This window comes from Micromonospora sp. KC723 (genome assembly GCF_004348595.1).
Taxonomy (GTDB): Bacteria; Actinomycetota; Actinomycetes; order Mycobacteriales; family Micromonosporaceae; genus Micromonospora.
Map to the genome: position 1 here is coordinate 1 of NZ_SMKD01000156.1, position 11,765 is coordinate 11,765.

The window sequence follows — 11,765 nt, forward strand, 5'->3', positions numbered from 1 at the left end:
GGGCGGGGGGCTGGGGGTCAGTCACGACGGCCATCGCGGTCAAGGTTAACGGCGGCCGACGCATCGACGGACGCGGACCGGCCCGGCGGACCGGATCCGGGTGCGAAACGGGCGGGAAGATCGCCGGGCACCGCTCCGGATCCGGCCCGCTCGACTAGGCTCGCCCCATGCAGGAGCAGCCGGATCCGCCCTTCTCGCCGGGGCTGACCGCCCGGGTGGAGCTGACCGTCACCGACGCCGACACCGCCCAGGCGGTGGGGTCCGGTGACGTGCCGGTGCTCGGCACACCCCGGGTGCTGGCCCTCGCCGAGGCGGCCACCGTCGCGGCCACCGCCACCCGGATGCCGCCGGGGCGGACCACGGTGGGGAGCCGGGTCGAGCTGGAGCACCGGGCGGCGACGCCGGTCGGGCGGACGGTGGTGGCACAGGCCCGGCTGGGTGAGGTCGACGGCCGGCGGCTGGTCTTCGAGGTGACGGTCACCGACGGCGACGAGACGGTGGCGCACGGCCGGGTGGAGCGGGTGCTGGTCGACCGGCAACGTTTCGTCGAGCGCGCGGTGCGGGTTCCGTGACCCTCCGGTTCACCGAGGTCGCCGACCGGGTCCACGTGCTGCGGGAGCCGGTGCTCGACGTCAACGTCACCCTGGTCGTCGGTGACGGCGAGGCGCTGCTGGTGGACACCCTCTCCACCGCCCGGCAGGCCGCCGAACTGGCCGCGGCGGCGCGGGCGGTCACCGGCCATCCGTGGACGGTGGTCAACACCCACCACCACTTCGACCACTGCTTCGGCAACGCTATCCTCGCCGGCGACCCGCCCCGCCCGGTGTACGCCCACGAACTGGCGGCCGCCGCGCTGCGCGAGGCGCCGGAGCGGCTGCGCCGCGAGGCGTACGCGGAACTGCGCGGGGAGCGGCCCGGGTTCGCCGAGGAGGTGGCCGGCACCGAACTGTTGGCCCCGACGCATCCGGTGCGCGCCGAGGCGGTTCTCGACGTCGGCGGCCGGCGGGTGGTGCTGCGCCATCCGGGGCGCGGGCACACCGACGCCGACCTGGTGGTGCACGTGCCCGACGCCGACGTGCTGGTCGCCGGGGACCTGGTCGAGCAGGGCGGCCCACCCGCGTTCGAGGACTCGTACCCGCTGCAGTGGCCGGAGGCGGTCGCCGAACTGCTGCGGCTCACCACGCCCGCGACGGTCGTCGTGCCCGGGCACGGCGAGGTGGTCGACGTCGCCTTCGTCCGGGCCCAGCACCAGCAACTGGTCGACCTGGCCTGGCTGATCCGTGCCGCGCACACCGGCGGGGCTCCGCCCGAGCGGGTCGCCGCCGAGGCGCCCTTCGGCGCCCGCCCCGGCCTGCTCGCCGCCCGCCGAGGTTTCGCCGAACTCGACGGTGCCGCCTGACCCACCCGCCGCCCCGGGTGTCGTCGCGGACGCCACCTGCGGGGTCCCCGCTGTCCTCGCCCGCCCGGCGGCCGCGGATCAGGGGCGGCGTGGTCAGGCAGCGAAGCGGCGCAGCACCTCGGCCCGGGTGGGCATCGACACCGCCCCGCCGGGGGACTCGCAGACCACCGCGCCCACCCGCAGCGCGAACGCCACCCGCTGGTGCCAGTCGGCCGGAACGGCCGGCTCGCCGTCGACGAGCAGGTCGGCGACGAGCGCCGCCATCACCGAGTCACCTGCGCCGGTGGCGTCCACCGCACGCACCTTCGGCGCGGGCACGCGTACCGGATCGCCTCCGGCGGGGGCGACCACCGCGCCGTCGGCACCCAGGGTGACCACGACGGTGCCGGTTCCCAACTCGCGCAGGTACGCGGCGACCCCCTCGACCGGCTCGCGCGGATAGAGCAGCCCCGCGTCGGCCGCGCTCAGCTTGACCAGGTGCGCCCCGGCGGCGAACTCGGTCACCACCTCGCGCAACCCGTCCAGGGCGGCCGGCCCGTCGACCAGCCGGGGGCGGACGTTCGGGTCGAACACCCGCAGGCCGGTGGCGAGCGACCAGGCGCGACGGGCGGCGGCCAGCACCGGCGGGCAGAGCAGGACGATCGACCCGCAGTAGAGCACGTCGGCACCCTCCACCAGCGCGACGTCCAGGTCGCCGGCGGTGAGCAGGCCGTACGACGGCGGGTCACCGTAGAAACGGAAGTCCGGCTCGGCCCCGGCGTGGGTGGTCACCGCGAGCGCGGTCGGCGCCGGCACGGTGACGGCCCCGGCCAGCCCCACTCCGGCGGCGTCGAGGAAGGCCCGGATCCGACCGGCGAGCACGTCGTCGCCGAGGGAACCGACGAACTGCGCGTCGCCGCCCAGCCGGGACACCCCGACGGCGACGTTGAGCGGGCCGCCGCCGATCTCCTGCCGGAAGACGGGTCGACCCTCGCACTCGGCGTCGAGCAGGTCCACCAACGCCTCACCCAGCACCACCGCGTACCCCACATCGCCTCCCAGCGTCCCGTCGGTCCGGTACCAGGCTGGCACAGTGCCCGCCGGAGCGGGACGCGAAGCCACCGTCTGCACATATCGAGGATTTCCTATTGCATGCTTCGTCCGGGCGTGCTGGGATTACGCGTACCGGATCGGTGCGGGGGCTGCCGCACCACCGGGACGAGCTGGAGCGACGCGAGGGGCACCGGTCCGCGGGACGCGGACCGTGGGCGGCGCGCGACCCGGGCCCTTCCGACCGGGCCCGACGGTCACGACGCCGCGATCGACGCATCCCCCCCCCCCGCACAGCGGGGCCGGCGACCGCGCCTGCCCCGCGGATCAGGAGAAGCTCGTGATCCGTTCCCGTACCGCCGCCCTGCTCACCGCGGTGGCCACCGTCGCTCTGGGCACCGTCGCCCTGGTCAGCCAGGCCGAGCCGGCCGCCGCGCACGGCGCGGCGATGACCCCGGGCAGCCGCACCTTCCTCTGCTGGAAGGACGGTCTGACCGGCACCGGGGAGATCAGACCGACCAACCCGGCCTGTTCGGCGGCCGTGGCCCAGAGCGGTGCCAACTCCCTCTACAACTGGTTCAGCGTGCTGCGTTCGGACGCCGGCGGGCGCACCGTCGGCTACATCCCCGACGGCAAGCTGTGCAGTGGCGGCAACCCCGGCTTCGCCGGCTACGACCTGGCCCGCACCGACTGGCCGCTGACCCATCTCACGGCCGGCGCCCGGATGGAGTTCAAGTACAGCAACTGGGCCCACCACCCGGGCACCTTCTACTTCTACGTGACGAAGGACAGCTGGAGCCCGAACCGGCCGCTCGCCTGGGGCGACCTGGAGGAGCAGCCGTTCCTCACGGTGACCAACCCGCCGCAGCGCGGCGCGGTGGGCACCAACGAGGGGCACTACTACTTCAGCGGCAACCTGCCGACGAACAAGTCCGGCCGGCACATCATCTACTCCCGCTGGGTCCGTTCCGACAGCCAGGAGAACTTCTTCGGCTGCTCGGACGTCACCTTCGACGGGGGCAACGGCGAGGTGACCGGCATCGGTGGCGGCTCGACCCCGCCGGGACCGACCACGCCCCCGCCGGGACCGACCACGCCCCCGCCGGGACCGACCACCCCGCCGCCGGGACCGACCACGCCGCCGCCCGGCGACAACTGCATGGCCGTCTACAAGGTGGTCAGCTCCTGGAGCGGCGGGTTCCAGGGCGAAGTCATGATCATGAACCACAGCAAGCGGACGTACGGCGGCTGGACGGCGTCCTGGACCTGGCCCAGTGGCCAGCGGATCTCGCAGGTCTGGGGCGGCACGGCGACCACGAACGGGGCGGCGGTGACGGTCACCAACGCCGCGTACAACGGCACCGTCGCACCGGAGGGCACCACCACGTTCGGCTTCCTCGCCAGCACGAACGGCACCAACACCCTGCCCACCGTCACCTGCACCGGCCACTGACCCACCGCGCCGGGCGGCGGTGCCCCCGCCGCCCGGCCCGGGAGGCCGTCAGCGGACCATACTGCCCACGACGGGCTTGGTGAGCAGGGCCGACTGGTTGCGCTGGATGCCGGGGTCGAGGGTCTTGGCCACGAAGATGGCATGCCAGATGCAGAAGATCAGCACCGTCCACACCTTGCGGGAGTGGTCCGCCTCCTCCCGCTTGTGCTCGTCCAGCAGCCGCATGGCGTACGACAGGTCGATCAGGTCGCCGGCGCCCGAGGTGGCCAGCACGTGCCGGGCCCACTCGTACATCTCGCCGCGCAGCCAGACCCGGGTGGGGGTCGGGAAGCCCAACTTCTTACGGTTGACGATGGCCGGCGGGACCACCCCCTGCAACGCCTGGCGCATGGCGTACTTGGTGGCGTCCGAGCGCGGCGGCAGCTTCAGGTCGACCGGGATGCCGGCCGCGACGTTGAAGACCTCCCGGTCGAGGAAGGGCACCCGCACCTCCAGCGAGTGCGCCATCGAGATCCGGTCGGCCTTGACCAGGATGTCGCCGCGCAGCCAGGTGTACAGGTCGACGTACTGCATCTTGGTGACGTCGTCCAGCTCGGTGCACTCGGCGTAGATCGGCGCGGTGACGTCGGTGTATCGGACCGAGGGGTCGTAGCGGCGCAGCAGGTGCTGCTTCTCCTCCTCGGTGAACATCCGCGCGTTGCCGTAGTAGCGCTGCTCGATCGGGGTGGTGCCGCGCTCCAGGAAACTCTTGCCCTTGACGCCCTGCGGGATCGCCTTGGAGACCGCCCGCAGGCCCTTCTGCACGCCGCCGGGCAGGCCGTTGACCGCGCCGAGGGAGAGCGGCTCCCGGTAGATGGTGTACCCGCCGAAGAACTCGTCCGCGCCCTCGCCGGAGAGGACCACCGTGACGTGCTCGGCGGCCTTCTTGGCCACGAAGTAGAGCGGCACCAGCGCCGGGTCGGCCACCGGGTCGTCCAGGTGCCAGACGATCTTCGGCAGCGCGTCGATCATGTCCTGCGGCCCGATCTTGGTCGGGATGGTGGTCACGTCCAGGTGCCGGGCCGAGTCCTGGGCCACGTCGATCTCGGAGTAGCCGGGCACGTCGTACCCGACGGTGAAGGTCAGGATGTTCGGGTTGAACTCCCGCGCGAGAGCCACCACCGCGGTGGAGTCGATGCCGCTGGACAGGAACGAGCCGACCGGCACGTCCGAACGCATGTGCATCCGGACGCTCTCCCGCAGCGTCTCCCGGATGTCGTGGTAGAGCCGCTGCTCGTCGTCGACCGGCGCCGGACGGAAGACCGGCCGGTACCACCGGCGCACGTCGATCCGGCCGCCCGGGGTCCAGGTGAGGTACTCCCCCGACCCGATCCGGCTGATCCCCTTGTGGAGTGTGCCCGGCTCCGGGACGTACTGGAGGGTCAGATAGTGGCTCAGGCTCGCCGTGTCGATGCCTGCGTCGCCCTGGTACGCGGAGTGGGCGAACGGCAGCAGCGCCTTCTTCTCCGAGGCGAGGTAGAGGCCGTCGGCGGTCTCCAGGTAGTGCAGCGGCTTGATGCCGAAGTAGTCGCGGGCACCGAAGGCCCGCCGCTCCTGCCGGTCCCAGATGACGAAGGCGAACATGCCGCGCAGCCGGGTGAGCACCTGCTCGCCCCAGTAGTGGTACCCGGCGACGATCACCTCGCCGTCGCCGGCGGTGGCGAACTGGGCGCCGAAGATGCGCACCAACTCCTCGCGGAGCTCGATGTAGTTGTAGATCTCACCGTTGAAGGTGAGCAGGTAGCGGCCGCCGGCGTAGGGCAGCGGCTCGTGGCTGGACGCGACATCGATGATCGCCAGCCGCTTGTGCGCGAACACCCCGTCCGCGTACCGGCCGGTGGCGTCCCCGACCACCTCGACCCCGGTCTCGTCCGGGCCGCGGTGGTGCAGGCATTCCAACGCCCCGGCGATGTTGTCGCGGTGAGCGGCGGCGTCGCCGCGCGCACTGAAGAAGGCCAGGAGTCCGCACATGGTGGTCATCTTTCCACGCGGGCGAAGCGGCCGTCGCGGCACCGCTGGCTCTCTCCCGCACGATCTACCCGCTGCCGCCGGCGCAGCACCCGGACCAGCGACGACACCCCGGCCGGCCGGCGGAGGCGGGGGCCTCGCCACCCCGCTCCGGGCCGCGTCCGGTGGGCCGACACCGCCGTTCCCAACCGGGGCCGGCGAGGCGGTACGGTCGGACCAGCGACGACACGGAGGGAGCGAACATGGCCGAGGACCGGACCAGCGGCAAACCGGCGGACGGCACCGAATCGCACGACCCGGACTTCCCGGAGGCCTTCCTTGCCTTCATGCGCCAGGGCTGGCGCGACACCACCCTGCCGGTCGGTCCACGTCCCGAGGTGCCGAACTACGCCAAGCGCCGGGCCGCCCTCTCCGCCGCCTTCCCGGGCGAGACCCTGGTCATCCCCACCGGCAGCGAGAAGGTCCGCGCCAACGACACCGAGCACCGGTTCCGGCCGGGCAGCGACTTCGCGTACCTGACCGGCGATCTGGACCCGGACGGCGTGCTGTTGCTGCGGCCCAACGGTTCTGGGCACGACGCCACGCTCTACATGCGCCCCCGCTCGTCCCGGGAGACCGACGAGTTCTTCCGCAGCCGGCACGGTGAGCTGTGGGTCGGCCGGCGGCACACCCTGACGGAGAAGTCGACCGAACTGGGTCTGCCGACCGAGGACCTGACCGGGCTCGACGCGGCCCTGGCCGGGCTCGCGCCGGGGCGTACCCGGGTGCTGCGCGGTTTCGACGCCCGTGTGGACGCGGCCGTGCGCCCCTGGGACGGGCCCCGCGTCGAGGGCCAGCCGGCCCGCGACCGGGAGCTGGCCATCGCCATCTCGGAACTCAAGCTGGTCAAGGACGAGTGGGAGATCGCCCAGCTCCAGGAGGCCGTGGACGCGACCGTACGCGGGTTCGAGGACGTGGCCCGCGTGCTGCCGGCCGACCGGGGGGTCTCCGAGCGGTTGCTGGAGGGGATATTCGCGCTGCGTGCCCGGCACGACGGCAACGACGTCGGGTACGGCTCGATCGTCGGGGCGGGCGAGCACGCCACGATCCTGCACTGGGTGCACAACAACGGCGCCACCCGCCCAGGCGAGCTGCTGCTGATGGACATGGGTGTGGAGAACCGCAACCTCTACACCGCCGACGTGACCCGGGTGCTGCCGGTCGACGGCCGGTTCACCCCGTTGCAGCGGCAGGTCTACGACGCCGTGTACGCCGCCCAGCAGGCCGGCATCGACGTGATCAAGCCCGGGGTGGCCTTCCGGGACGTCCACCTGACCGCGATGCGGGTGCTCGCCGAGGCGCTGAAGGACCTCGGCCTGCTGCCGGTGAGCGTGGACGAGGCGATGGACCCGACCTCGACGGTCTACCGCCGGTGGACGCTGCACGGCACCAGTCACATGCTCGGCATCGACGTGCACGACTGCGCCAACGCCCGCAAGGAGAAGTACCGCGACGGCACGCTCGGCGAGGGTTACGTGCTCACCGTCGAGCCGGGGCTCTACTTCCAGCCGGAGGACGAGCTGGTGCCCGAGGAACTGCGGGGCATCGGCGTCCGGATCGAGGACGACGTCCTGGTCACCGCGACCGGCGCGGTGAATCTCTCGGCCGGGCTGCCGCGTCGCTCCGACGAGGTGGAGACGTGGCTGGCCGAGCAGCGCGAGGCGGGTCCACGGCTGCCGGGCTGAGCCCGGGTACGACCAGAGGCGGGCCCCGCCGCCGACGCCGGACGTTCTCCGTCCCGCGCCGGCGGCGGGGCCCGTCGTCGTCACCGCCGGTCGCGCCCGTTCGGGTGATCCGAGGCGTCGAGCACGCGGCCAAACGTGAGCGGATTACGGACTTTCTTCTGATACGTCCTTGTCGTGAGATTACTTCTCATACGGTGTGCTTCAGAGGCTGCAACCGATTTGTAGCTGGCCAGGCTGCTTGCGCGGTTCTGGCCCCTTGTGAGCACGAAAGGGCGGAAGGCTCTGATGTCCAACGACGTAACGACTCCCGACGGCGAGGCGGGGATGACCCCGCCGACGAGCCGACGACGGGCACTCTGGGTCGCCACCGGCGTGGCCGGCCTCACCGGCGTCGTCAGCCTGGCGGCGCTCGGCGGCCTCGCCGCTCGCGACGACAAGTCCGGGGACGCGCGGCGCGTGGCGGAGAAGCAACTGGCGACGCCGCAGCAGGTGAGCGACACCGGCAAGGCCGACAAGGGCTCGCCGCAGACCGGGTCCGGCGACGACCGGGGTGGTCGGGACCGCGACCACCGGGGCGGCGAGAGACAGGGGAAGGTCCGCGACGTGCCGTGTGACGAGGAGAAGCTCGTCGAGGCGGTCGACCTGGTTAACCGGGACCGTGGCGGCACCCTGCGGCTGGCGCCGCACTGCACCTACGAGCTGGGCGGCCACGACAAGAAGTCCGGCTCGGGCCTGCCGGCGATCCGGCACGAGGTCACCATCAAGGGGCAGGGCGCCACGATCAAGCGGGACTCCGAGGACGCCTTCCGGCTGTTCACCGTGGTCGACGGCGGGGATCTGACCCTGAAGGACGTCACCCTCAGGGGCGGCAACGCCGCGGCGTTCGCGCACGGCAGCCGGCCCGGCGACGGGAAGGCTGCCGACCAGCAGGCCGTCGGCGGGCAGCGGGGATCGCGCACCTCGGACGGGGCGCAGGGCCCCGACGGCGGTGCGCTGCTGGTGGAGCCCGGTGGTGCGGCGCATCTGGTCAAGACCACCCTGACCGGCAACAACGCCGAGGGCAACGGCGGCGCGATCGCGAACTACGGCCGTGTCGACATCCACGACAGCAAGCTGGAGAACAACCACGCCCGCAAGGACGGCGGCGCCGTCTTCACCGCCGGCGTCCTGCACGTCACCGGATCCCATCTCGCCCACAATGCCGCGGGCGGCGACGGCGGGGCCCTCGCCAACGACGGCGAGGAGGGCCACCTGTACCCGCAGACACTCATTGACGAGTACGACGAGGCCGGCACGGTCGAGATCTACAAGAGCACCATCGAGAGCAACACCGCCGACCACGGTGGCGGCGGTGTGTCCAGCACCGACGGTGTTCTCACGCTGGTCCGCAGCGTGGTGAGGGGCAACGACGCCTGCCACAGTGGTGGTGGGATCCACGCCGTCGACACCGACCTGCACCTCGACCACGTCACCATCGCCAAGAACCACGCCAGCCACCACGGCGGCGGCATCGTCAACACCGGCGGCAACCACCACACCCCCACCGCCAACCGCGACCACGACCACCAACCACAAGCCACCACCACCGCCACCCACACCACCATCACCGGCAACACCGCCGGCCGATTCGGCGGCGGCATCTTCAACGGCGACACCCACCAACCCACCGTCGAAACCGGCTTCCAGAACAAACCAGAAGGCCCCGGCGACAACGCCACCCTCACCCTGCGCGACACCGACATCAAGGGCAACACCGCCCTCAACGGCGGCGGCATCTTCAACAACAACGCCACCACCCGCATCACCACCACCCGCATCACCAAGAACACCGCCACCGACACCAGCAAAACCCACCGCGTCGCCGGCGGCATCCTCAACAACAACGGCAAAGTCCGACTCGACCACAAAACCACCATCACCGACAACGACCCCACCAACTGCGCCGGCACCGTCAAAGACTGCTTCAACTGACCGCGCCGGCAGGTAACAGGGGGAGCCTTTCCGCCGGGAGGGCTCCCCCGCCGGCCCGCGCCGGCTCATGCCCGTCTGCGGCAACTGAGCCGGCGCGGCCCCTTTGCGCCTCCGCACGGCGTCGACGCCCCGGACGGCCCGCCGCTGCGCCTCTGTACCCACCCGATGCCCGCATCCCTAATGCGGGCTTTTTTCACGTACGCCCACGAGATGAACAAAACTCCCATACGGTGTTGTTCAGCAGCTACAACCGATTTGTAGCCGAGGCCGCCTCGCTGCGGCGAAGCCGCCTTGTCTGGTACAGAGAGGGCAGAGAGCTCCGATGTCCAACTACCTTCGCAACAACGACGATGCCGCTCCTGAGACGACCGCCGCACTCCGTCGTCGCCGGCGCTGGCTCGCCACGGGTGTCGCCGGCCTGACGGGGGCGGTCAGCCTCGCCGGGGTGGGCTACGCGACCACCGGGTCCAGCGGGCCGCACCGGCTGGCCGACGTCAAGTGGTCGACGGCTCAGCAGCTCAGGGACGACCAGGGCGAGCGAAACCGTGACGAGCGAAACCGTGACAAGCGGGACAGGGACCACGGGAAGGTCCGGGAGGTGCCCTGCGACGAGGACAAGCTGATCGAGGCGATCGACCTGGCCAACCGGGACCACGGCGGCACGTTGAAGCTGGCCCCCCACTGCACCTACGAACTGGACCGCTACGACCGGGAGACCGGCTCGGCCCTGCCGACCATCCGCCAGGAGATCACCATCAAGGGGCAGGACTCCACGATCAAGCGGGACTCCGAGGCCAACTACCGCCTGTTCACGGTGGCCGACGGTGGGGACCTGACTCTCAAGGACGTCACCCTCAAGGGTGGCAACGCCGCCTCCTTCAAGTACGGCGCCGCACCCCGAAGCCCCCAGACCCCCGGCACGCCGCAGCCCCCGGGCAGCGGCCCCAAGCCTCCGACCGGGCAGCCCCCGGTCGGGCAGCCTCCCCAGGTTCCGGTTGTCCCCCAGCTACCGGGCGTGCCGCAGCTGCCGGGCCTCCCGCAGCTGTTCGCCGGGCAGGGCGCGCAGGCTCCGGATGCCGCCCGGGCCACGGGGAGCCCGCAGGCCGCCGGCGCCACCCAGACCGCGAAGGGTCCGCAGGCCGCGGGTGGCCCGCAGGATTCCGGCCGGCAACTCGACGACGCCACCTCCGACGGTGGTGCGCTGCTGGTGGAGCGGGGCGGGGCTGCGCATCTGGTCAAGACCACCCTGACCGGCAACAACGCCGAGGGCAACGGCGGCGCGATCGCGAACTACGGCCGTGTCGACATCCACGACAGCAAGCTGGAGAACAACCACGCCCGCAAGGACGGCGGCGCCGTCTTCACCGCCGGCGTCCTGCACGTCACCGGATCCCACCTCGCCCACAACACCGCCGGCGGCGACGGCGGGGCCCTCGCCAACGACGGCGAGGAGGGCCACCTGTACCCGCAGACACTCATTGACGAGTACGACGAGGCCGGCTCGGTCGAGATCTACAAGAGCACCATCGAGAGCAACACCGCCGACCACAGCGGCGGCGGTGTGTCCAGCACCGACGGTGTTCTCACGCTGGTCCGCAGCGTGGTGAGGGGCAACGACGCCTGCCACAGTGGTGGTGGGATCCACGCCGTCGACACCGACCTGCACCTCGACCACGTCACCATCGCCAAGAACCACGCCAGCCACCACGGCGGCGGCATCGTCAACACCGGCGGCAACCACCACACCCCCACCGCCAACCGCGACCACGACCACCAACCACAAGCCACCACCACCGCCACCCACACCACCATCACCGGCAACACCGCCGGCCGATTCGGCGGCGGCATCTTCAACGGCGACACCCACCAACCCACCGTCGAAACCGGCTTCCAGAACAAACCAGAAGGCCCCGGCGACAACGCCACCCTCACCCTGCGCGACACCGACATCAAGGGCAACACCGCCCTCAACGGCGGCGGCATCTTCAACAACAACGCCACCACCCGCATCACCACCACCCGCATCACCAAGAACACCGCCACCGACACCAGCAAAACCCACCGCGTCGCCGGCGGCATCCTCAACAACAACGGCAAAGTCCGACTCGACCACAAAACCACCATCACCGACAACGACCCCACCAACTGCGCCGGCACCGTCAAAGACTGCTTCAACTGACCG

Annotated in this window: 8 protein-coding genes; 6 read left to right on the top strand and 2 right to left on the bottom strand. The window is 71.6% G+C overall.

What is annotated here, in order from left to right; genetic code table 11:
- Positions 1-167: 167 nt before the first annotated feature.
- Positions 168-572 (top strand): thioesterase family protein, encoded by a 405-nt coding sequence (locus E1165_RS24745; protein ID WP_132394137.1) that lies wholly within the window; start codon positions 168-170, stop codon positions 570-572.
- Positions 569-1,399 (top strand): MBL fold metallo-hydrolase, encoded by an 831-nt coding sequence (locus E1165_RS24750; RefSeq protein WP_132394138.1) that lies wholly within the window; start codon positions 569-571, stop codon positions 1,397-1,399. The genes E1165_RS24745 and E1165_RS24750 overlap by 4 nt, the downstream gene beginning before the upstream one ends.
- A 93-nt stretch (positions 1,400-1,492) precedes the next feature.
- Here the strand turns inward: E1165_RS24750 and E1165_RS24755 are convergent, their stop codons facing one another.
- Positions 1,493-2,428 carry a carbohydrate kinase gene (locus E1165_RS24755; RefSeq protein WP_132394139.1) on the bottom strand — a complete coding sequence of 312 codons (936 nt, stop codon included), beginning with the start codon at positions 2,426-2,428 and terminating at the stop codon, positions 1,493-1,495.
- A 340-nt stretch (positions 2,429-2,768) separates the two neighbouring features.
- On the opposite strand from E1165_RS24755, the gene E1165_RS24760 reads away from it, so the two are divergent.
- Positions 2,769-3,881: a lytic polysaccharide monooxygenase gene (locus E1165_RS24760; protein ID WP_132394140.1), complete on the top strand. Its 1,113-nt coding sequence runs from the start codon at positions 2,769-2,771 to the stop codon at positions 3,879-3,881.
- 48 nt (positions 3,882-3,929) lie between these two features.
- Here the strand turns inward: E1165_RS24760 and asnB are convergent, their stop codons facing one another.
- Positions 3,930-5,891, bottom strand: a complete 1,962-nt coding sequence (gene asnB / locus E1165_RS24765) for an asparagine synthase (glutamine-hydrolyzing) (protein WP_132394141.1) — start codon at positions 5,889-5,891, stop codon at positions 3,930-3,932.
- A 239-nt stretch (positions 5,892-6,130) separates the two neighbouring features.
- Between asnB and E1165_RS24770 the strand changes: the two genes are divergently transcribed.
- The 3 genes from E1165_RS24770 (at position 6,131) to E1165_RS24780 (ending at position 11,762) form a co-directional block, all read left to right on the top strand.
- Complete coding sequence (locus E1165_RS24770; protein ID WP_132394142.1) at positions 6,131-7,612, top strand: aminopeptidase P family protein; 1,482 nt, start codon at positions 6,131-6,133, stop codon at positions 7,610-7,612.
- A gap of 285 nt (positions 7,613-7,897) precedes the next feature.
- Positions 7,898-9,583 (top strand): hypothetical protein, encoded by a 1,686-nt coding sequence (locus E1165_RS24775; RefSeq protein WP_132394143.1) that lies wholly within the window; start codon positions 7,898-7,900, stop codon positions 9,581-9,583.
- Between the two features lie 322 nt (positions 9,584-9,905).
- Positions 9,906-11,762 carry a hypothetical protein gene (locus tag E1165_RS24780; protein ID WP_132394144.1) on the top strand — a complete coding sequence of 619 codons (1,857 nt, stop codon included), beginning with the start codon at positions 9,906-9,908 and terminating at the stop codon, positions 11,760-11,762.
- Positions 11,763-11,765 lie beyond the last annotated feature (3 nt).